General features: G+C 37.9%; 18 protein-coding genes and 1 pseudogene. 10 read left to right on the top strand and 9 right to left on the bottom strand.

Annotated features, from left to right (window positions below; genetic code table 11):
• Positions 1-60: 60 nt before the first annotated feature.
• The 3 genes from cysB to topA form a co-directional block, all read right to left on the bottom strand.
• Complete coding sequence (cysB, locus tag QQS39_RS08600) at positions 61-1035, bottom strand: HTH-type transcriptional regulator CysB (RefSeq protein ID WP_151435031.1); 975 nt, start codon at positions 1033-1035, stop codon at positions 61-63.
• A gap of 240 nt (positions 1036-1275) precedes the next feature.
• On the bottom strand, positions 1276-1800 hold the full coding sequence (gene sodC, locus QQS39_RS08595; protein ID WP_285805754.1) for a superoxide dismutase [Cu-Zn] SodC: 525 nt from the start codon (positions 1798-1800) through the stop codon (positions 1276-1278).
• Between the two features lie 155 nt (positions 1801-1955).
• A complete protein-coding gene (gene topA / locus QQS39_RS08590) occupies positions 1956-4553 on the bottom strand; it encodes a type I DNA topoisomerase (protein ID WP_151435029.1) in 2598 nt (865 codons plus the stop codon).
• A gap of 307 nt (positions 4554-4860) precedes the next feature.
• Between topA and QQS39_RS08585 the strand changes: the two genes are divergently transcribed.
• Complete coding sequence (locus tag QQS39_RS08585; RefSeq protein ID WP_069369238.1) at positions 4861-5109, top strand: YciN family protein; 249 nt, start codon at positions 4861-4863, stop codon at positions 5107-5109.
• Positions 5110-5624: 515 nt separating this feature from the next.
• On the opposite strand, the gene sohB is transcribed toward QQS39_RS08585, so the two are convergent.
• Positions 5625-6671 (bottom strand): protease SohB, encoded by a 1047-nt coding sequence (sohB, locus tag QQS39_RS08580; RefSeq protein WP_285805753.1) that lies wholly within the window; start codon positions 6669-6671, stop codon positions 5625-5627.
• A 213-nt stretch (positions 6672-6884) separates the two neighbouring features.
• Here sohB and QQS39_RS08575 point away from each other — a divergent pair, with 213 nt between their 5' ends.
• The gene (locus QQS39_RS08575) at positions 6885-7646 is read left to right on the top strand and encodes a YciK family oxidoreductase (protein ID WP_196566073.1); all 762 of its coding nucleotides are present in this window, start codon (positions 6885-6887) and stop codon (positions 7644-7646) included.
• 25 nt (positions 7647-7671) lie between these two features.
• Positions 7672-8262, top strand: a complete 591-nt coding sequence (cobO, locus tag QQS39_RS08570; RefSeq protein ID WP_285805752.1) for a cob(I)yrinic acid a,c-diamide adenosyltransferase — start codon at positions 7672-7674, stop codon at positions 8260-8262.
• Positions 8263-8306: 44 nt separating this feature from the next.
• Here cobO and QQS39_RS08565 read toward each other — a convergent pair whose 3' ends face one another.
• The 4 genes from QQS39_RS08565 to rnm all read right to left on the bottom strand — a co-directional run bounded on the left by QQS39_RS08565 (position 8307) and on the right by rnm (position 12310).
• Complete coding sequence (locus QQS39_RS08565; protein ID WP_151435026.1) at positions 8307-9254, bottom strand: hypothetical protein; 948 nt, start codon at positions 9252-9254, stop codon at positions 8307-8309.
• Between the two features lie 200 nt (positions 9255-9454).
• Positions 9455-10378 (bottom strand): 23S rRNA pseudouridine(2605) synthase RluB, encoded by a 924-nt coding sequence (rluB, locus tag QQS39_RS08560; protein ID WP_023582283.1) that lies wholly within the window; start codon positions 10376-10378, stop codon positions 9455-9457.
• A gap of 426 nt (positions 10379-10804) precedes the next feature.
• The gene (locus QQS39_RS08555) at positions 10805-11425 is read right to left on the bottom strand and encodes an L-threonylcarbamoyladenylate synthase (protein WP_151435025.1); all 621 of its coding nucleotides are present in this window, start codon (positions 11423-11425) and stop codon (positions 10805-10807) included.
• Between the two features lie 24 nt (positions 11426-11449).
• Positions 11450-12310: an RNase RNM gene (rnm, locus tag QQS39_RS08550; protein WP_285805751.1), complete on the bottom strand. Its 861-nt coding sequence runs from the start codon at positions 12308-12310 to the stop codon at positions 11450-11452.
• A 306-nt stretch (positions 12311-12616) separates the two neighbouring features.
• On the opposite strand from rnm, the gene QQS39_RS08545 reads away from it, so the two are divergent.
• The 6 genes and pseudogenes from QQS39_RS08545 to QQS39_RS08515 all read left to right on the top strand — a co-directional run bounded on the left by QQS39_RS08545 (position 12617) and on the right by QQS39_RS08515 (position 19771).
• Positions 12617-14194, top strand: a complete 1578-nt coding sequence (locus QQS39_RS08545) for an anthranilate synthase component 1 (RefSeq protein ID WP_285805750.1) — start codon at positions 12617-12619, stop codon at positions 14192-14194.
• Positions 14194-15787: pseudogene (trpD, locus tag QQS39_RS18760) on the top strand (bifunctional anthranilate synthase glutamate amidotransferase component TrpG/anthranilate phosphoribosyltransferase TrpD). Before QQS39_RS08545 ends, trpD begins: the two are co-directional and overlap by 1 nt.
• 4 nt (positions 15788-15791) lie before the next feature.
• Complete coding sequence (trpCF, locus tag QQS39_RS08530) at positions 15792-17147, top strand: bifunctional indole-3-glycerol-phosphate synthase TrpC/phosphoribosylanthranilate isomerase TrpF (RefSeq protein WP_151435021.1); 1356 nt, start codon at positions 15792-15794, stop codon at positions 17145-17147.
• Positions 17148-17186: 39 nt separating this feature from the next.
• Complete coding sequence (trpB, locus tag QQS39_RS08525; RefSeq protein ID WP_036937130.1) at positions 17187-18377, top strand: tryptophan synthase subunit beta; 1191 nt, start codon at positions 17187-17189, stop codon at positions 18375-18377.
• Positions 18377-19183, top strand: a complete 807-nt coding sequence (gene trpA, locus QQS39_RS08520) for a tryptophan synthase subunit alpha (RefSeq protein WP_151435020.1) — start codon at positions 18377-18379, stop codon at positions 19181-19183. Before trpB ends, trpA begins: the two co-directional genes overlap by 1 nt.
• A gap of 273 nt (positions 19184-19456) precedes the next feature.
• Positions 19457-19771, top strand: coding sequence for a BON domain-containing protein (locus QQS39_RS08515; protein WP_151435019.1), 315 nt, complete (start codon positions 19457-19459; stop codon positions 19769-19771).
• A gap of 674 nt (positions 19772-20445) precedes the next feature.
• On the opposite strand, the gene ompW is transcribed toward QQS39_RS08515, so the two are convergent.
• Complete coding sequence (gene ompW, locus QQS39_RS08510; RefSeq protein WP_151435018.1) at positions 20446-21081, bottom strand: outer membrane protein OmpW; 636 nt, start codon at positions 21079-21081, stop codon at positions 20446-20448.
• 433 nt (positions 21082-21514) lie between these two features.
• Between ompW and QQS39_RS08505 the strand changes: the two genes are divergently transcribed.
• Complete coding sequence (locus QQS39_RS08505) at positions 21515-22285, top strand: YciC family protein (RefSeq protein WP_109372378.1); 771 nt, start codon at positions 21515-21517, stop codon at positions 22283-22285.
• The last annotated feature ends 97 nt before the right edge of the window (positions 22286-22382 follow it).

The following is a 22382-nucleotide window of genomic DNA, read 5'->3' as shown; positions in this document are numbered from 1 at the left end:
TAATAGCAGAAATTAGATTTATGAACACGCTTGAAGGCGGGAATAACCCGCCTTTCAGTATTACACGAGTGGTAATTCGATATCTTTAAATAACTCTTCAATCTCTTCGTTAGTTCGCAACGCAACAGCTTGCTCAATCAAATTACGCGTAAGATGAGGGGCAAAACGCCACATAAAATCATACATATAGCCACGTAAGAAACCACTACGACGAAACGCAATTTTAGTGGTGCTATAACTAAACTTATCACGCATATCAATGGCAACTAAATCGCTATCAAGTACAGGATCAAATGCCATGCTGGCAATCACACCAATACCTAAATGCAGTCTTACATAAGTTTTAATGACATCCGCATCGGTTGCAGTGAAAACAATTTTAGGTTTTAACCCTACTTTACCAAAAGCATCATCAAGATCAGAGCGTCCGGTAAAACCGTGGGTATAGGTAACGATATCGTAACCCGCAAGCTCTTTTAACGTCACTTCTCGTTTTTGTGCAAGTGGATGATCTTTTGAAACCACAACAATACGGTTCCAACGATAACAAGGTAGCATCACTAAATCGTTATAAAGATGCAGTGATTCTGTCGCGATCGCAAAATCACTTTTACCTCTGCATACGTCTTCAGCAATTTGCGTTGGTGAACCTTGGTTCATATGCAATGAAACATCAGGATAACGCTCAATAAAACCTTTTATTACTGGCGGTAATACATAACGAGCTTGCGTATGCGTTGTTGCAATTGATAGCGAACCTCTATCTGGATAAGTGTGCTCACCCGCCGCTGATCGAATAGCTTCGGTTTTTGACAAAATCTCTCTAGACAGCCTTACAATTTCTTCACCTGCCGGTGTCACATGCGTTAGATGCTTACCACTACGAGAAAATATTTGTATACCAAGCTCATCTTCTAACATGCGAATTTGTTTACTTATTCCCGGTTGAGATGTATACAAACGCTCTGCCGTGGTCGAAACATTTAAATCGTTATTCACCACTTCAACGATATAACGCAACTGTTGTAATTTCATAGAGAGGCTATCCCTTCAACAAAAGACTTATTATTCCGTTATTCTATTTATATTCATATAACTAAAAAGAATAATAAAGATGTAATTTATAACCACTATATCACTTATTTCATTTCGGTCTAACGTAATTAATAGTGTTATTTAGGTTTTGTTATATCGAATAGTTATAAGCTATAAATAAGCATAAAAAAAGCCAACGTTATCTGTCAGCTTTTATTTCATAATGCGAGTGTTACTAAATTATTTAATCACACCACATGCCATTCTTGCGCCACCGCCACCAAGTGCCTCAGGATCATCAGAATAGTTGTCGCCACCCACATGCACCATAATTGCTTTATCTTTCACTTGTTCAAGTTTAGTGAGTTTTGGTGCTAATACTGCGTAATCAGCAACGCCATGATCATTTACAACTAATCCTGGTAAATCACCTAGATGCCCAGCTTTATTATACGGTCCCAAGTGAACACCGGTTTTTTCAGGATCTAAATGCCCTCCTGCTTTTAACGCTGGTACAGGTTTGCCATCTTTCATATCCGGCTCACAAGAACCATTAGCATGGATATGAAAACCATGAATACCCGGTGTTAATCCAGTGAGTTTTGGCGTAAATAACAGCCCATAATCAGTTTCAGTGATAGTCACAACACCAATATCGTTGCCTGCTCCCGTCGGTAAAGCTTCTTTTAACGTGACATCTAACGTTGCAGCGCTTGCCACAGAAGTGAAGAGTAAGCCAGATAGTAACAAAGGCATCAGTTTCATAGTATCTCCGTCTTATTATTAGCAAAGTAAAATATCAGACAAATAGAAATTAACCATTAATACTGTTTCAATGTATTTAATTAGCATACCTTCTTAATACAAAAAAGCGACTAACTTTCATTAGTCGCTTTTTTATTTATCACGTAATGCCAATATTATTTGGTTTTTTCAACCCATTTGCCATCGACATAAAACGCAGACCAACCTGTAGCCTTGCCATCTTTCTCTGAAGAAACATATTGCTGTTTTGTTTTACGACTAAAACGCACAATAGTTGGATTTCCTTCAGGATCAGCCACCGGAGCTTCTGCTAAATAGCGCATTTTCTCTGCTAAACGGTCTTTAAAGCGAACCAGTTCTTCTACTTTTGGCGCGCGCGTTTCTCTTGATTTAGGGAACGTGTTTGCGGCCAAAAATACACCCGCAGCGCCATCTCGTAAGACAAAGTAAGCATCTGATTTTTCGCATGGCAACTCAGGAAGTGGAACGGGATCTTCCTTCGGTGGTGCAATTTCACCGCTTTTTAAAATTTTACGCGTATTTTTGCAGTCATCATTAGTACAACCCATGTATTTACCAAAACGCCCCATTTTCAGGTGCATTTCAGAGCCACATTTATCACACTCAATAACTGGACCTTCGTAACCTTTTAAGCGGAATTCACCTTCTTCAACTTCATAACCATCACATGCAGGATTATTACCACAAACATGTAATTTACGATGAGTATCAATCAGGTAACTATCCATTGCAGTACCACATTTCGGACAACGACGACGTGCACGTAATGCGTTAGTTTCTGCATCTTCCCCTTCAAGAATATTTAATAATTCATCTTCAGGGATAAGGTTGATGGTTTGCTTACAACGCTCTTTAGGCGGTAAAGCATAGCCTGAACATCCTAAGAATACGCCTGTTGTCGCTGTTCTAATGCCCATATGACGAGAACAAGTTGGACATTCAATCGACGTGATCACCATTGGATTTGGTCGCATTCCACCTTCTTCAGGATCTTTTTCAGCGACATCTAATTGCTGACTAAAATCAGTGAAGAATGCATCTAATACCGCTTTCCAGTTTTCTTCATTATTAGCAACATGGTCGAGGTGATCTTCCATTTGCGCAGTAAAATCGTAATTCATTAAATCGCTAAAATTCTCTTCTAAGCGATCTGTGACAATTTCACCCATTTTTTCTGCATAAAAACGACGGTTTTCAACTTTCACATAACCACGATCTTGAATAGTGGAAATGATAGATGCATATGTTGAAGGACGACCAATACCGCGCTTTTCTAACTCTTTAACTAAAGTTGCTTCGCTAAAACGTGCTGGTGGCTTAGTAAAGTGCTGAGTTGGTTCTAATTCAACTAAAGCCAGTTTTGCCCCTACATCAACTGCAGGTAAGGTTTTATCTTCATCTTTATTACGCATCGCTGGCATGACTTTCGTCCAACCGGCAAAACGTAAAGTACGACCTTTAGCACGTAGTTTATAATCACCTGATTCGACTGTTAATGTGGTTGAATCGTATTTTGCTGGTGTCATTTGACAAGCAACAAATTGATTCCAAATCAGTTGATATAAACGTTTGGCATCGTTATCCATATCTTTTAAAGATTCTGCGATAACGTTGATATCAGAAGGACGGATAGCTTCGTGCGCTTCTTGAGAATTTTCTTTACTCGAATAAACATTTGGTGCTTTCGGCAAATATTTAGCGCCAAAATTCTCATTGATATAATCACGCGCCATTTGAATTGCATCCTGACTTAAGTTAGTTGAGTCAGTACGCATATAGGTTATATAACCTGCTTCATAAAGGCGCTGAGCTAGCATCATCGTCTTTTTCACACCAAAGCTTAAACGCGTACTGGCCGCTTGCTGTAAGGTTGATGTGATAAGTGGTGCGCTCGGTTTGCTCGATGTTGGTCTATCTTCACGATCTTTTACCGTGAAGGTCGCATTTTGTAATGCTTTAACCGCAACCTGTGTTTCATCAGATGAAACAGGGTTGAAGGCTTTATCATTATAATGCGTGACTTCCATACGCAATGGCTGTTCGTCAGGCGTTAACAGCGATGCATGTAATTGCCAATATTCTTCAGGAACAAAGGCTTTAATTTCACGCTCACGCTCAACTAAAAGACGCACAGCAACGGATTGCACTCGCCCCGCAGATAATCCACGGGCCACTTTTTTCCAAAGTAAAGGTGAAACCATATAGCCCACAACACGATCCATAAAGCGACGTGCTTGTTGCGCGTTAACGCGATCTATATTTAACTCACCTGGAGTTTGGAAAGCTTGTGTAATGGCATTTTTAGTGATCTCGTTAAAAACCACTCGACTAAATCGTTCATCATCACCGCCGATAACTTCGCGTAAATGCCACGCGATAGCTTCTCCTTCGCGGTCAAGGTCCGTTGCGAGATAGACATGATCAGCTTTCTCAGCCAATGCTTTTAGTTCAGCCACGACTTTTTCTTTGCCGGGTAGAATTTGATAGTTCGCATTCCATCCATTATAGGGATCAACTCCCATACGGCTGACTAAGGCTGATTTCTCATCCTTTTTAACTTTTTTCACGCCTTTCGTGGCGGATGAGTTTTCGCTCTTCTGGCTGCCAGAACCACTCTTTGGCAAATCACGAATGTGACCCACGCTAGATTTAACTACGTAGTCATTGCCAAGATATTTATTGATCGTTTTGGCTTTAGCCGGGGACTCCACGATAACAAGAGCTTTACCCATAATTACCTTTACCTAATTAAACTTTGTTATGACGGTATTGTTTAATACCCTCAACTAAAAAAATGTTTAAAATCTCTTTTTTATATTGCGTTAGTTTTGCAATATATCAACCTGTTTTTATTCAAAGCTTTTGTTTAAGCTCAAAACTCATAACTTTTTTTGAGGTATTTTAATCACCTCACTGCCTTGATCGGGTACAGGTAAATCATTGTTTGCTACATATAGAGTAGCTAAGCTTTTAAAAATGCCACACTCTACCTGATAAAAAGTGAGGCGCAACAAATTATTTTTCTAAGGAGCACATATTATGTCAACACAAACTACACCGATTACAACAGAGATGCTACTTGAAAAAGCGAATAAAATCATATGTGAACATGAAGATTATTTACAAGGTATGCGTGCTGATTCGGTTGAACAGAAAGGTAATGTCCTCGTATTTAAAGGCGAATTTTTTTTAGATGAACAAGGTTTACCTACTGCAAAAAGCACAGCAGCATTCAACATGTTCAAGCATTTAGCTCATGTGTTATCTGATAAATACCACTTAGAATAAGTCATCTTCGTGATTATTTTTATTTAATCACTGAAGTAAATTAATTTACTCTTAATCGATAGCAAAAAAGAGGCTTTACTTGCCAGTTATTGCGTTCACTCAGATACGCACAACTGGCATAATTAAGCAGTAATAAAGAATAATGATTCAACCTATTCATAATGCCGTTTTTTGTCGCATCTTCATTCACGATTACACTTACCTATCAATACAATCAGTAAGATCAATTATTTTTATTTTCTATTTACGGCTATATTGAAGCCTCCTAGAAAGAGGAAATATTTACCCTGTTGTTGTTATAAGCAATATCAATTATTTCTTTGATTGCCAGTGAAATTTTCACTGGCTTTTTTTTTGTTTTATCAAAATAAAAGCTTTTAAAATAGAAAGTTAGAATATTTATTAAGAAGGCTTAGAAATAGTGACTGGATTAAGGAAGGATGATATCAGCGATAATCCATATCACTGATATCATTATTGCGTACTTATTGACTTATATAACTTAGCAGCTTGGCTTATAGCAGCGGTTTTTTACTTCTTTGCACCCAACGCATCATCAGTTTATCGATACTTTCCATTACGCCACCGGTAACTCGCTCAACCATTTTCTTTTTGGTAACATATTGAACAGAAAGAACTTCAAAATCATTAATATGATCAATCAGCCAATCATCACTTACACCAACTTTATCAATTAAGCCTCTGTTTAGTGCTTCTGAGCCGTACCAATACTCACCCGTTGCAACGCTATCAATATCAAGTTGAGGACGATATTTATGCACAAATGATTTAAACAATAGATGCGTTTCATTTAAATCTTGCTTAAATTTCTCGCGACCTTCTTCAGTATTTTCACCTAATAAGGTCAATGTACGTTTATATTCGCCAGCAGTATGCAACTCAACATCAATATCGTTTTTCTTGAGTAAACGGTGAATATTAGGGATTTGAGCTACGACACCAATCGAGCCAATAATCGCAAATGGCGCTGCAACAATGTTATCTGCCACACATGCCATCATATATCCCCCGCTAGCAGCCACTTTATCGACAACCGCAGTCAGTTTAATTCCCTTTTCTTTTAAGCGTGTTAATTGAGCCGCAGCTAATCCATATCCGTGAACCATACCGCCAGGGCTTTCTAAGCGCAGTAATACTTCATCACCTGTTTGTGCAACAGAAAGAATGGCACTGATTTCTTCACGTAGTGAACCCACTTCATGGGCATCCATACTACCGTTAAAATCAAGCACATATAAACAAGGTTTTACAACGCCTTTTTTACCTTCTTTTGCATTGTTTTTACTCTGTTTATTTTCTTTTTTCTGCTGTTTTTTAAATGCTTTATACCAGACTTTTAATTCAGCATCGTCCATTTTTGCTTGTTGCATAACACGCTGTTTTTCTTCGTAAGCTTCAGCAAGATCAGTGACTCTTAACGTCCCTTTACGATTTTGCTTTTTATTTCCAATCACAACGAAAAACAACACGATAGCGATAATCGCCACAACAACAGTGACAATTTCTGCTAAAAACAGTCCATATTGCAAAATATACTCCACAAAGACCTCTTTTTAAGGTTAATAACACTGACTAAAACCAATATGCCTAGTTTAACGAAATTCTGCTTTAGCGCCAGCAACAAAGGCATGATTATGTTTAATACCATAAAGAAAACAGCCATAATTTGTAAACAAAAAGTCAGACTAAACTGGTCGCTAAGCAAATAAGACGTTACACTTTATTTACTTTTTACTAGACAGGATATCAATATGTTGCAATATCAACCCGATCATAGCGTGCTAAAAGATAAAATTATTCTAGTAACGGGTGCTGGTGATGGCATTGGAAAAGAAGCTGCACTAACTTATGCGCAATATGGCGCAACACTTATCTTATTAGGTCGTACTCTATCAAAACTTGAAGATGTTCAAGAAGAGATAATCACATCAGGTGGTCAACAGCCCATGTTATATCCACTTGATCTACTTACAGCGACAGAAAACGATTTTCAGCAATTTGCTGATACTCTCGTTAAACGCTTTCCTCATCTTGATGGTGTATTACAAAATGCCGGTTTATTGGGTGTTGTTGAGCCTATCATTAATCAACCGAGTAATCTTTGGCATGACGTTATGCAAGTCAATGTTAATGCGACATTTATGCTCACAAAAGCACTCTTACCATTGATGCTTAAAGCACCTCATGCAAGCCTTATCCTCACCACGTCGAGTGTAGGTCGCCAAGGCCGTTATGGTTGGGGCGCTTATTCTGTCTCTAAATTCGCAACAGAAGGCTTTATGCAAGTACTTAATGAAGAATATAACGAGAGTACCTTGCGTATTAACTGTATTAATCCTGGTGGCACTCGTACCGCAATGCGAGCAAGTGCATTTCCAGATGAAAATGCACAAAAGCTAAAAACACCTAAAGATTTGATGCCGTTATATCTCTACCTTATGAGTGATGACAGTATTGATGTGAAAGGACAATCTTTAGATGCACAACCTGGTCGTAAGGCAGGTCCCGCTGAATAATGTACTTTAAGTTTAAGGTAGCAAAATGAATGATGCACAACACCAAAAACGCCAACAACGTTTAAAAGAAAAAGTAGATACCCGAATTGAACAAGCTCAACGTGAGCAAGGTATTGTGATGATTTTTACTGGCAATGGTAAAGGTAAAACAACGGCGGCGATGGGAACTGCAACGCGTGCTGTTGGTCATCAAAAAAAAGTTGGTGTTGTGCAGTTTATAAAAGGGACATGGGAAAACGGTGAACGAAACCGATTAGAACAATTCGGTGTGCCATTTTATGTAATGGAAACAGGTTTCACTTGGGAAACTCAAGATAAAAGCGCAGATACTGCTGCCTGTTTGAATACTTGGCAATATGCACTCAAACTACTTAATAACCCAGAATATGATCTGGTTATCCTTGATGAAATTACCTATATGATTAGCTTTAACTATTTACCATTAGATGAGGTTATTTCAGCCATTAGCTCTCGCCCGCCTCACCAAAATGTCATTATCACAGGAAGAGGCTGCCATAGAAAATTAATTGAGTTAGCTGATACAGTGACAGAAATGCGTCCTATTAAACATGCTTTTGATAGTGGGATAAAAGCACAAAAAGGTATAGATTGGTAATAATCTCTTACTGCCTTTTCAATTATCTTAAAAATAAATAATAATTATATTAAAGCTGGCTCACTTAATATGCCAGCACCAAATATACGCCCTGTTTCATCTATTAATTTAAAGTAAGCTTCTTTATCATCGAATATATCATTTTGTATTTGTTGACTATACACCATAGCCATTTTCATTATATGGAAATGATATTCATTATAGTAATTTTGCTTCTCATTCGGTTCCCGTGAAGTCAAATAGGAATTAGTTACTTTATAAATATTATTAGCTTCTTTCAGCATTTCGCTATTATGAAATTCAATATGACTCAATGTCGGAATAAAATCATCTGTCCGTGTATTTTCATCATTTATCCAATTGTATTTATCTTTTTCTTTATGTGCTTCTAATAAATTAGGACCAGAATAAACATGAATACCATATGGCTTTCTTGATATAAAATCTTGAAATTCAGATTGGGAAAAACACTTAGTTAATACATTTACTACTCCCTTATTACTCCAATCAGGTAAGTAAGTCGGTATAGGCTCATTTAAAGGAACATCACAGTGAAAAACATTATTATCAATAAAAATAGCGTCAGAGCTATTAATAGCGCCATTCACTAGTTGCCCATCAATCCAAACAGAGCGCATTGTTAAGTATAAATGCTCACTATCTTCTTTAGGTGAAAAAATAGAAGTAAAACTATAGTATATTTCCCTAGATGGATTAATTATTCCTCCATGATTTCCAGGGTAAATCATAAAAATTTTCTTTTCCCCGTCAGCACCAACTAATACATGCTTCCCATTCTCTAATTTTATTTCTTTTACTTCACCTGTATTAAGCCAAAAAGCATTTTCATCAATTTGAAAGACTAGCGGTGTTGTTTTATTGTTACTAATGTAAAACACACCAGATTGTGAGTTTAAATTAGTCGTTGGCTCACAACCCGTAGTAAGAGTAGTCGCACATAACATTGTTGTTAAATAAAAAGAACGATGCATATATCGCGTATACCTTATCGTAAAATATACAAATAAAATATTATTATTAATAAAAGTGACTTCTCATCTCATCAATTGTGCATCATAGTTTTATTTATGGAAAAAATAAAGTCATCAAAAAAAGAAGCACCCTATTTCTATGGGTGCTTCTTCATAAAGAATGATATTTTAATTTAAAATAATAAATAATTATTCGCTAATTACTTTTTATTTCCTGCTGATTGGCGACGGCTTGACGCTCTTTTAGCTGGTGATGTTGAAGTACGTGTTGATATCTTAGTATGACGCTTAACCGCACGACGGATCTGATTCGCTTTAATACGACGCTGATCTTTTTCTACTGCAACTTTTGTTACTGTTTCGTCGTTTAATTCAACTAACTGACGTAAATAGTTGATTTGATCTAATCCAAGCTCTACCCAACCACCACGCGGTAAACCTTTTGGTAAATCAATATCACCGTAACGAACACGAATAAGACGGCTGACTTGTACGCCCACCGCTTCCCACATACGACGAACTTCACGGTTACGCCCTTCAGTCAGTGAAACGTTATACCATTGGTTAATCCCTTCACCACCACGGTAAGAAACAGAGCGGAATGAAGCAGGACCATCTTCTAATTGTACACCTCGCGTTAATTGACGAATTTTCGCATCATCAATTTCACCAAAAACACGAACAGCGTATTCACGCTCAACTTCACGGCTAGGATGCATTAAACGGTTAGCTAATTCACCATCAGTTGTAAATAACAGTAATCCACTGGTATTCACATCAAGACGACCGACTGCAATCCAGCGAGCACTGTTAAGGCGAGGAAGACGTTGGAAAACGGTTGGACGACCTTGTGGATCACTGCGAGTACACAATTCACCTTCAGGTTTGTAATAAGCAAGCACACGACAAACATCTTTTTGTGCTTCACGAATATTTAGAATGCGGCCATCTAAGCGGATTTTTGCTGTCGTGGTGACATCAATACGATCACCTAATTTTGCTTTTGTACCATCAATGCTGATACGCCCTTCTTGAAGATAGCCTTCAATTTCACGGCGAGAACCGTGACCAGAACGAGCAAGGATTTTTTGTAATTTTTCAGTGCGTTGCGATTTATCGCTCATGAAACAACCTCATGTGTCGCCTTCACAGGCGTCATAAAAATAGAATTAATTTTTAAAAATCAATTAAATATAAATAACCCATGTTTATTAAAATAAGAAATAAACACAGGTTTATTGATTCAATAGTGAACAATGTTGATGATTTTTCACATAAACCATCAACATTGTGATAAATAGTGACGATAAAACGATGTTGGCAAAATCTAACAATAACTTAGCCGTTTGTCTGCAGATCAAGTTATCGTGTTTAGCGTCTAAAATACGCGTTGATATAACCGATTTCAAAAACAGACACCATGATTTTTATCGCAATGTATAAATTTAACACAAGCGATAAATCCCTTCACCTTTTATCTCTTTATCTCGTGATAAATTTCTTCACTATTGAGTCATTTTCTCCAAACTCAGTTTAATCAGCTAAATGACTTACTGAAATGGCGTAATATCTCCCATACCTTCACGCACAATAACTGGAGTATCTTCTGTTAAATCAATTACCGTTGTCGGTTTTTGCCCTAAATAGCCACCGTGGATCACCAAATCAACTTGCTTGCTTAATAAATCTTCGATTTCTTCTGGATCAGATTCGGCAAAATCATTACCCGGTAAAATCAGGCTTGTTGACATTAATGGCTCACCAATATTTTCTAACAATGCCAGTGCAATAGGGTTAGAAGGAACACGCAAGCCTATGGTTTTACGTTTATCGTTCATCAATCGCTTTGGTACATCTTTAGTTGCTTTTAAGATAAACGTGTAATTACCTGGAGTGTTATTTTTTATTAAACGAAACACGACATTATCAACATAAGCGTAATTGGCAATTTCTGATAAATCACGGCACATCAGTGTAAAATTGTGGTTTTTATCTAATTGGCGAATACGACAAATTCTCGTCATTGCATCTTTATTGTCTAAACAACAACCAATAGCATAGCCAGAGTCTGTTGGATAAATCACCACACCGCCTTTACGTAAAATATCAGCACTTTGTTCAATTAAACGAGCCTGCGGATTATCAGGGTGAATATAAAAAAGTTGGCTCATACATCCCTCAACGAATTTCTAATGTTACTCTTGCCATAGCGACCAAACTGGTTCTACACCACTGGGTAACCATAAATTACGCCCCAATTCTATCCACGAGCAAGGGCGATGAAAATCAGAACCTAACGAAGCTTTTAACCCATAAAGTTGCGCTAATGCTGCGTGTTGTTCCCGTTCTTGTGGTGGTTGTTGGCATTGTGCCACTTCGATTGCATCACCACCGAGTTGTTTAAAATAAAGCGTTAAGCGTTTTAACCATTTAGAGGATAGACCATATCGTCCTGGGTGTGCTAATACTGCAACACCACCAGCTTCATGAATTGCTGTGACAGCGTCACCTATTGAGCACCACTGTGGTGGAACATAGCCGGTTTTACCTTTCGCTAAATAACGTTTAAACACTTTATTAACTGAGGCAACATGCCCTTCATTCACAAGAAAACGAGCGAAGTGCCCTCTTGTAACTTGTCCACCAAGTGCTAAGGCTTTTGCCCCTTCAAATGCATTTGCAATACCCGATTTTTCTAATCGCTCACCTATCATTATCGCGCGTGTTTCACGACATTGGCTTTGTGACGAAAGGAGCGTTTTCATTGCATTATGGTTGATATCAATATTCAATCCAACAATATGGATTTCTATATTCTCCCACAAAGTCGATATTTCGACACCTGATATCAGGGTAAGAGGCAGATTTTTTTCTGCAATATAATCATTAGCTGGAGTAATTGCTGCGGTTGTATCGTGATCCGTAATTGCTAAGACATTAATTTGACGCTCTATCGCTCTCTCAACCAATTCTTCTGGTGAAAGCTCGCCATCTGACGCGGTAGTGTGGCTGTGCAAATCATAAATCACTCTTAAATCAGATAGCACTTCTGTCATCGCTTCTCCCTTTTCATCTTAGCAAGATAATAATTTTTAAAGAGTATGCCATAAAGTACTTGACGAACCTAACGCAATCCAGTTTACTAGTACACAACACGAGCTAGTCTGTTAACTTATTATCTGTCGTTAGCTGTAAGGAGATCTTATGAATATTAATCAACATCTTATCGCTCTTTGGTGGCGCAATACTCTTTTATGGGCGGTTTGATCTCCTGCTTCACGTCAGTGATATCTAAAACCCGCCTACGCGGGTTTTTTTATGCATTAAAAACAGTTAGTAAAAAATAATATAGAGCGATAATAATGAATACATCACTTGCATTCTCATTTAATACCAAGGCAACGCCACTGCCTTACCATAGTGAACCGGCTTTACTTTTCAATACATTATGTGAAAACAAACATCACACATTATTGTTAGAATCTGCACAAGTTGACACTAAAGCAAACTTAAAAAGTTTGTTAATTGTTGATAGCGCATTGCGTATCAGCGCAGTAAAAAATCAAGTCACTATTGATGCATTAAGCGTTAATGGACAAGCTTTATTACCCGCATTAAAAATCGCACTAAAAGAAAAAGCTGTCTTAATACAAGAGAGCGATAAACAGTGTGTTTTTACTTTTTCAGCACCTGCACAAGATATTGATGAAGAAAGCAAATTAAAATCAGCCAGCGTATTTGATGCCTTACGCTTCTTCCTTGCGAATAAAGACGCTAAAGATGCTAATGCTATTTTTGTTGGCGGTTTATTTGCTTATGATTTAGTCAGTGGTTTTGAACCTATTCCTGAATTAGACACCGTTTTTTCATGCCCAGACTACTGCTTTTACTTAGCAGAACAATTAATCGTGATCGACCATCAGAATAAAGATAGTCAATTAATTTCCATTGCCTTTACTGATGATAAAACAGAGTGTCAGCGCCTCACTTTACGACAATCTGAGTTAACTTCACTGGCTAAACAGCCTTTAAAACATCCTATTCGCCGCGCATTAACTGCAGCAGAGTCAACAATACAAGGCAATATGGATGATAAAGGTTATGGCGATATCGTTGAAGCAATGAAAACCTATATTCGTCGTGGTGATATTTTCCAAGTTGTTCCATCACGTCGCTTTCAAGTTGCTTGCCCTTCACCACTTGCCGCTTATCAAGTGTTGAAAGAGAAAAATCCAAGCCCTTATTTGTTCTATATGCATGATGCTTTATTCACGGTATTTGGTGCATCACCAGAGAGCGCATTGAAATATCAAACAAGCGATCGCCAAATTGAAATCTATCCAATTGCAGGAACTCGCCCAAGAGGACGCAACACAGATGGTTCAATCAATGCCGATTTAGACAGCCGAATTGAACTTGAAATGCGCACAGATACGAAAGAACTTTCTGAACATTTAATGTTAGTTGATTTAGCACGTAATGATTTAGCGCGTATTTGCCAAGCAGGTAGCCGTTATGTCGCTGAATTAACAAAAGTTGACCGTTATGCTTTTGTCATGCACTTAGTCTCAAGAGTTGTGGGTAAATTACGTGATGACTTAGATATTTTTCATGCTTATCAAGCTTGTATGAATATGGGTACGTTATCGGGTGCGCCCAAAGTCAGTGCAATGCAATTGATTGCTCGTTATGAAAAAACAAAACGTGGCAGCTACGGTGGCGCTATCGGCTATTTCACTGGCGCAGGCGATTTTGATACTTGCATAGTTATTCGCTCTGCTTATGTTGAAAATAATATTGCAACTATTCAAGTTGGTGCCGGAATTGTGCTTGATTCAGATCCTCAAATGGAAGCTGAAGAGACACGTAATAAATCACAAGCTGTGATCAACGCTATTTTACAAGCTCATACTGATACACAACTGCAGGAGGCTTGCTAATGGCGACTATCTTACTACTCGATAATATCGACTCATTTACTTATAACCTTGTCGATCAATTACGTAGCCTTGGCAATAACGTTGTGATTTATCGCAATAGCGTCACTGCCGATTTTATTGAACAAAAATTACGTGAACTCGATAACCCGATTTTACTGTTATCTCCAGGGCCAGGAGCACCTTCACAAGCCGGTTGTATGCCTGAACTATTAAAACGTGTATTAGGTACATTGCCTGTGATTGGTATTTGCTTAGGTCATCAAGCGATTATTGAAGCTTACGGTGGCAAAGTTTCTTCATGTGGAGAGATCTTACATGGTAAAGCGACATTAGCTGAACACGATAACAGCGAAATGTTTGTGAATTTACCTAACCCTTTACCCGTAGCTCGTTACCATTCGCTTTCAGGAGAACAAGTTCCAGAACAACTCATTATTAATGCTTGGTGCGATAACACTGTTATGGCGGTGCGTCACCGTCAACATAAAACGTGTGGTTTTCAGTTTCACCCAGAATCAATTTTAACCACCAAAGGCGCACAACTTTTAGAGCAAACAATCGCATGGGCATTAACTCCTAAAGGAGACGCATAAAATGGAAACTATCTTCAACAAATTATTTAGCGCACAACAATTGACGTTAGAAGAAAGCCAAACACTGTTTAGCGCCATTATTCGCGGTGAGTTGACAGAATCACAATTAGCGGCTGTTTTGATCAGCATGAAAATGCGCGGTGAACATCCTCAAGAAATCGCTGGTGCGGCGCGCGCGCTACTTGAAAATGCACAACCATTTCCTCGCCCTGATTACACATTTTGCGATATTGTCGGCACAGGAGGAGATGGTGCCAATAGTATCAATATTTCAACAGCAAGCGCCTTTGTTGCGGCTGAAGTAGGTATCAAAGTTGCGAAACACGGCAATCGTAGCGTATCTAGCCGCTCTGGATCTTCCGACTTATTAGCAGCATTTGGTATCCCTTTAGACAGAAGTGCTGCTGATGCACGCCAATTACTGGATGAAGTGGGTTTATGCTTTTTATTTGCACCTCAATATCACAGTGGTTTTCGTTTTGCCGCGCCTGTTCGCCAACAACTGAAAACACGCACATTATTTAATGTATTAGGCCCCTTGATTAACCCGGCTCGCCCGCCATTAGCATTAATCGGTGTGTATAGCCCAGAGTTATTGATGCCAATTGCAGATACATTAAACGTTTTAGGTTATGAGCGTGCTGCTGTTGTTCACAGTGGTGGAATGGATGAAGTTTCACTGCATGCGCCTACTCAAGTCGCTGAATTGCGTAATGGTGAAATTACTAGTTATGAACTGACACCAAGTGATTTTGGTCTTCGCCCTTGCGCCATTACTGATTTAGAAGGTGGTACACCTGAAGTCAACCGTCAATTATTGGCAGATTTACTACAAGGTGAAGGAAAAAGAGCACATACCGAATCTGTTGCAGCTAATGTCGCTTTATTAATGCGTTTACATGGGCAAGAAGATTTAAAAATAAATACTGAAGTTGCTATGCACGCCATTTATAGCGGTAAAGCAATAAATCGTGTAACTGCATTAGCCGCGAGAGGATAAGAGCATGACTGTATTAAACGCCATTGTAAAAGATAAAGCTGAATATCTAATTGCTCGTAAAGCAAGCCAACCATTATCAGAGTTTATGCACCAGATAGTGCCATCAACACGCTCGTTTTATCAGGCATTAACTCAGCCTAATACTGTTTTTATTTTAGAGTGTAAAAAAGCATCGCCCTCAAAAGGTTTAATTCGTGCTGATTTTGATCCCGCGACGATCGCAAAAATTTATCAGCCTTATGCGGCAGCAATTTCGGTATTAACGGATGAGAAATATTTTCAAGGAAGCTTTGATTATTTACATCAAGTTAGCCAAGCCGTACACCAACCCGTTTTATGTAAAGATTTTATTATTGATGAATACCAAATCTATTTAGCGCGTTTTTATCAAGCAGATGCCATTTTATTAATGCTCTCTGTCTTAGATGATGAGCAATATCGCGCTCTGTCAGCCGTTGCTCATCAATTAAATATGGGTGTATTAACCGAAGTAAGCACCGAAGAAGAGCGTCAACGTGCCATTAATCTCAATGCCAAAGTTATTGGTATTAACAATCGTGATTTGCGTGATCTCTCTATCGATTTAGCTCGCACCCAGCAGTTAAGCCAAGGGTTGCCTAAAGATGCAATCGTCATCAGTGAGTCAGGTATTCACACCCACCAGCAAGTTCAAGAGTTAAGCCAATATGCTAATGGTTTTCTGGTAGGTAGCGCTCTAATGTCACAAGAAAATATTGACCAAGCGGTGAGAGCGCTAGTTTTGGGAAAGCATAAAGTGTGCGGGTTAACTCGTACACAAGATGTAAAAGCGGTTTATCAAGCGGGTGCTTATTATGCAGGGCTGATTTTTGCAGAAAAATCCCCTCGTAAAGTGACATTGTCACAAGCACAAGAGTTGATTACACAAGCACCTTTGGCTTTTGTAGGCGTTTTTCAAAACCAATCTATAGCGCTTATTTGTGACTATGCTGAAAAACTTAATTTAGCTGCCATTCAACTACACGGGCAAGAAGATGCTCAGTTTATTGAGCAACTTAGACAAAGAATTCAACCTAGCTGTGAGATTTGGCAAGCAATAAATATGGCAACTCACACAGATATTTCTCTTGTGTCACACGTTAATAAATATGTACTTGATAACGGCACTGGTGGCACAGGAACAACGTTTAATTGGCAAAAAATTCCTAATACATTACGTGAAAAAGCATTACTTGCAGGCGGTCTTAATAGTGAAAACTGTTTAGATGCAGTTAAAACAGGTTGTATAGGGCTTGATTTTAACTCAGGAGTTGAATCGGCTCCTGGCATAAAAGATGCACAACGTCTGAACCAAGTATTTGCACAATTACAGCTAAGCTAAATTTCACAAAAATAAAATTTTAAACAGGATGACATCACAATGAGAAAACTTAACCCCTACTTTGGCGAATTTGGTGGCCAATATGTACCTGAAATCTTAATTCCTGCATTGGATCAACTCGAACAAGCTTTTATTGATGCGCAAAACGATCCCTCTTTTCAGCAAGAATTCCAAGATTTACTAAAAAATTACGCTGGCAGACCTACGGCTCTTACGCTCTGTCGTAATTTAACGGAAGGCACACGAACTCGTTTATATCTAAAACGTGAAGATTTACTGCATGGCGGTGCGCATAAAACTAACCAAGTATTGGGTCAAGCCTTGTTAGCAAAACGTATGGGTAAAACTGAAATTATTGCAGAAACAGGTGCGGGTCAACACGGTGTTGCAACAGCTTTAGCCTGCGCACTACTTAATATGAAATGTCGTATCTATATGGGGGCTAAAGACGTCGAACGTCAATCGCCTAACGTATTTCGTATGCGCTTAATGGGTGCCGAAGTGATCCCTGTTCACAGTGGTTCATCTACCTTAAAAGATGCCTGTAATGAGGCATTACGTGACTGGTCTGGTTGTTACGATCGGGCGCATTACTTATTAGGAACTGCGGCAGGCCCTCATCCTTATCCAACCATTGTCCGTGAGTTTCAACGTATGATTGGTGATGAAGCTAAAGCACAAATTCTAGAGCGTGAAGGTCGTCTACCTGATGCTGCTATCGCTTGTATTGGCGGTGGTTCTAACGCTATCGGTTTATTTGCTTCCTTTATCCCCGAAACTTCGGTGCAACTAATTGGTGTTGAACCTGCGGGTAAAGGTATTGAAACGGGTGAACATGGCGCACCACTAAAACATGGGAAATTAGGGATCTATTTTGGTATGAAATCCCCAATCATGCAGACGGATGAAGGGCAAATTGAAGAGTCATATTCAATTTCAGCAGGTCTTGATTTCCCATCTGTCGGACCTCAACACGCACATTTAAATAGCATTGGTCGTGCTGATTATGTTTCTGTTACCGATGATGAAGCCATCGAAGCATTTAAAGCACTTTCTCGCCGTGAAGGGATTATTCCAGCCTTAGAATCTTCTCATGCATTGGCTTATGCACTGAAATTAATTGCACAAAATCCTGACAAAGAGCAGCTATTAATTGTGAACTTATCAGGTCGTGGTGATAAAGATATTTTTACTGTAAACGATATTTTAGCAGCAAGAGGAGAAATCTAATGAGCCGTTATCAAGTATGCTTTGAAGCATTAGCACAAAAACAGCAAGGCGCATTCGTTCCTTTTGTCACATTAGGTGATCCTTCTCCTGAGCTGTCATTACAAATTATTGATGCGTTAATTGAAGGTGGTGCAGATGCATTAGAGATTGGTATTCCATTTTCCGATCCTCTTGCTGATGGTCCTACTATTCAAGGCGCTAATTTACGGGCGCTGAATGTAGGTGTCACCCCCACGGATTGCTTTGCACTTTTAACAAGTGTACGTAAAAAACATCCTAATATTCCTATTGGCTTATTAGTGTATGCCAACCTTGTTTTTAGTAATGGCATTGATAATTTTTACAGTAAATGCGAACAAGCTGGCGTGGACTCTGTTTTAATTGGTGATGTACCTTTACGTGAATCAAAAGAGTTTCGTGAAGCAGCACAACGCGCCAATATCAGCCCTATTTTTATTTGCCCACCTAATGCTGATGATGAACTTTTACAAGAGTTGGCTGCATCAGGTAAAGGTTATACCTATTTACTATCAAGAGCAGGGGTAACTGGTACAGATAAACGCGCAGAACAATCACTAACACATCTTACTGATAAGCTAAAAACCTATAAGGCTCCCCCTGCATTACAAGGGTTTGGTATTTCAGAACCTAAACAAGTGAAAGAAGCGATTGCAAATGGCGCGGCTGGGGCTATTTCAGGCTCTGCCGTGGTTCAAATTATTGAGAAAAATCTTCATCAACCCGATGTGATGTTAAAAGCACTGACGACATTTGTGAAAGAGATGAAGGCAGCCACCCTCGCCTAATTGCTTTAAATACACCGACTAAGATCCGCTTTAGAGAAATAATTGCGATTTTTCTAAGCGGATTATTCTTAATTTATTATCTATTCAATCCCACTCATTGACTGCTGAAACCGCGATAAACCGCGCTCTTATTTACTCTTCGATATTCTTAATCAAATAATCTTTTTATCTAAAATTGGGCGAATTTTTATTTTTTGGTCATACTTTATAAGGTACTTTATATTTTCTTTTCATAAATACTCAACCAACAATGTGATTACAAGGAGTTTGATAATGAAACTATGGGCAAAAATCTCTGCCGTTATGGCAGCATTGCTGATGGCATTTACCTTATCTGCATGTTCACCTACTGCAACATCAGAGGGCACTGGGGGTTATTTTGATGACTCAGTGATCACCACTAAAGTAAAAACTGCATTAGTCGGTGAAAAAAATCTTAACTCAACACAAATTAGCGTGGAAACATTTAAAGGCAAAGTTCAACTAAGTGGTTTTGTCTCTTCTCAAGCGGATGCTAATCGTGCCATTGAAACAACACGTAAAGTGACTGGCGTAAAAGGTGTTATCAACTCAATGGTTATTCGCTGATCCTCTCTTTATTCTAGTCTTCCTTTAGCCTTACTTTTTAGACCACTTCGGTGGTCTTTTTTTGTCCTGACTTTTGTCTTAACTGTTTAATCTTTCATAAAGCAGATCAATTTTTGCAAAAAAAGACAAATAAGCTAAAAAGTGCCTATCTTTATTCCTCGCTAAAAATAGCTCATAAAAAGAATAAAATATAAATATTATTAATCATTTCAAGGTTGTAATTTAACCACCTAATTACCCTGAATATCTCCTATGTTGATATCATTTTATTCTTTTTCTATTTTCTTCTATCTATTGATAGATAAAGCCGTTTTACTAAATCCAAATATAAAGATGCATTTTAAATACATCAATAAAATACACTCTTTTACTCATTAAAATGCCAGCAACTCTTAATAAATAAAACTACACTTTTTTATTTTGATAATATCAATAAACGAAAGATGCATATTAAATACATTTTAATGAATGTTAAAATGATAAATGTCTTATTTTAGATGTATATTTACCTATTTAACGCTGCTTTTAATAACTCATAATTCAGGTATTAATAATAAAAAAAGAAGCTGTATATAATCTAGAAATGAAATATTTTTAGTAAATCAAAAAGATAAAAAAAAGCGAAGGTAATCTTCGCTTTTTCATTATGAGATATTCTTTTAAAGAAAGAATAATTAGAAACGGTAACCCACACCAAACATAAATACAAATGGGTCTAAACGTGTGCTAATTGATTGTCTATCTTCACCCGCTTTAAATTTAACATCCGTTTCGATGTTCATCCACCAAACAGACGCATTCAGCATCCAGTTTTTATCGAGGTTATAATCTAAACCTGCTTGTGCTGCAAAGCCCCATGAATCCTTGAGATCTAAGTCAGATAAGCCGGCATTTTTACCCGCTGAATTGAATTTCTCATCAAAGAAAGTGGTAAAATTAAGACCTGCACCTAAATAAGGACGTAGTTTATCTTCGCCATTACCGAAGTAATATTGTGCCATTAATGTTGGTGGTAAATGTTTAACAGTCGCAATTTCACCAAAGTTTGTTAATGATACTTTGTGCTCAAAAGGAGTAGCTGCTAATAACTCAACACCGATATTATCAGTGATCATATACCCGAAAGTTAAACCTAATTGGGTATTATTATTAGCTTCAAAATGCCCAATACCTAATACATCATCAGAACCCGCATTAGGACGAACTGTTGCAGTACCTGCACGGAATAAGAAATCACCTGCTTGGTGAGCAAAAGAAATAGAAGGCGCAAGAGTTGCAGCCGCTAAAATAAGCGCAGAAAGTTTTTTCATTATTTAACCCATTCCTGTAATAAGTAAAATCTCCGCTAAAAATATAACCATTTATTGATAATTATGATCTAATGCCGATCACAACTTTGGAATTATTTTTGCAGAAAGTGTTATTTCTCTTTTTATTATTTATCAATACTATTATTTATAATTGATCCACATCAAATTACACATTAATACCATTTTTTCTTATAATTAAATTTATTATTACTGTTATTTTTTGAATAAAAAATATCCTTAAAAGACATATTTAAAAATAAAGTTATTATTGTGTTAATATAATGTTTATTTTATTTTCGGTGATGAGGGTGTTCTGATTATCAACATCAAGAAACAATCCAAATAAGAGAAGTAAGAGAAAATATCCCTTTTTGTTGTTGTAAAAGGTACAATAGCGCGCATTGACACAGTCTATTTTTATAGGAGCAGTTTCATGCCTACCACGGCACGCACAATCTACCGAGACAGTCTTAATTTTTATAAGAATGAACGACGTAGCATTGTTACTCTTTCCGCTATTCTTGCCATTATTTTAGCGTTCATTCATGTCTTCATTGGTCCTAATCCTCAAGAGTACCAATTGATGATTGAATTTGTGGCTAATTTTAAAAATACACAGCTTTCTTCTGCTTCTCCTGCTGAGTTAGAAGCAATGTCAAACAGTGTCGTGGGTATTGCCAAAAAAGTGTTATCACTGTATGCATTTGAAACATTACAGCAAAGCATCTTGGTTCTAACCTTATTGATGTTCGCCATGGCAATTTCCACAGGTCATAACGTCACCTTAGGTCAAACATTTAATGCAGCCCTACCTCGCTTACCTAAAATGTTCCTATTGATTGTACTGTGCTCTATTTTGATTAGCGCGGGTTTTATGGTGATGATTATTCCTGGCATCATTTTATTAATTGGTTTTGCATTAGCCCCCGTTGTTTTAGTACGTCAACAAAATATGGGAAGTGCAATACGTTTGGGCTGGAAAGTTGGGTTTAGTGAGTCGGCTGCGCTGATCCCTGCTTTAGGTATTTGGATCTTATTGCAATTCGGCATTGGTTTTGTGAGTAATCTTACAATTCAACTACCTGATGTTATCCATAACTTCTTATTCTACTTCCTAAAAAATATGGCTTCGGCTTGGATGATTATTTATCTGTTCCGTTTGTTTATGTTGGTTGAAAACAAATACACAACGCAACAGCGCTAATTTATTCTATTATCACCATCTATTAAAAATCCCGTGTATAAGCTAATCACTTATCACGGGATTTTTTATTTATTATGCACCGATGATTATGCACCAA

Origin of the sequence: Proteus appendicitidis, from assembly GCF_030271835.1 — a bacterium.
In the GTDB taxonomy this organism is placed as follows: Bacteria; Pseudomonadota; Gammaproteobacteria; order Enterobacterales; family Enterobacteriaceae; genus Proteus; species Proteus appendicitidis.
Note: the sequence above shows the minus strand (reverse complement) of the source record. Positions and strands in the feature narration are given on the sequence as shown.

Excerpts from the sequence above, each read along its gene's own strand:
- QQS39_RS08555 (WP_151435025.1), bottom strand. The coding sequence starts at position 11,425 with ATGAGCCAACTTTTTTATATTCACCCTGATAATCCGCAGGCTCGTTTA.
- topA (WP_151435029.1), bottom strand. The coding sequence starts at position 4,553 with ATGGGTAAAGCTCTTGTTATCGTGGAGTCCCCGGCTAAAGCCAAAACG.
- QQS39_RS08565 (WP_151435026.1), bottom strand. The coding sequence starts at position 9,254 with ATGCATCGTTCTTTTTATTTAACAACAATGTTATGTGCGACTACTCTT.
- ompW (WP_151435018.1), bottom strand. The coding sequence starts at position 21,081 with ATGAAAAAACTTTCTGCGCTTATTTTAGCGGCTGCAACTCTTGCGCCT.
- rnm (WP_285805751.1), bottom strand. The coding sequence starts at position 12,310 with ATGACAGAAGTGCTATCTGATTTAAGAGTGATTTATGATTTGCACAGC.
- QQS39_RS08505 (WP_109372378.1), top strand. The coding sequence starts at position 21,515 with ATGCCTACCACGGCACGCACAATCTACCGAGACAGTCTTAATTTTTAT.
- QQS39_RS08515 (WP_151435019.1), top strand. The coding sequence starts at position 19,457 with ATGAAACTATGGGCAAAAATCTCTGCCGTTATGGCAGCATTGCTGATG.
- trpCF (WP_151435021.1), top strand. The coding sequence starts at position 15,792 with ATGACTGTATTAAACGCCATTGTAAAAGATAAAGCTGAATATCTAATT.
- sodC (WP_285805754.1), bottom strand. The coding sequence starts at position 1,800 with ATGAAACTGATGCCTTTGTTACTATCTGGCTTACTCTTCACTTCTGTG.
- trpA (WP_151435020.1), top strand. The coding sequence starts at position 18,377 with ATGAGCCGTTATCAAGTATGCTTTGAAGCATTAGCACAAAAACAGCAA.
- cysB (WP_151435031.1), bottom strand. The coding sequence starts at position 1,035 with ATGAAATTACAACAGTTGCGTTATATCGTTGAAGTGGTGAATAACGAT.
- rluB (WP_023582283.1), bottom strand. The coding sequence starts at position 10,378 with ATGAGCGATAAATCGCAACGCACTGAAAAATTACAAAAAATCCTTGCT.
- trpB (WP_036937130.1), top strand. The coding sequence starts at position 17,187 with ATGAGAAAACTTAACCCCTACTTTGGCGAATTTGGTGGCCAATATGTA.
- QQS39_RS08585 (WP_069369238.1), top strand. The coding sequence starts at position 4,861 with ATGTCAACACAAACTACACCGATTACAACAGAGATGCTACTTGAAAAA.
- cobO (WP_285805752.1), top strand. The coding sequence starts at position 7,672 with ATGAATGATGCACAACACCAAAAACGCCAACAACGTTTAAAAGAAAAA.
- QQS39_RS08545 (WP_285805750.1), top strand. The coding sequence starts at position 12,617 with ATGAATACATCACTTGCATTCTCATTTAATACCAAGGCAACGCCACTG.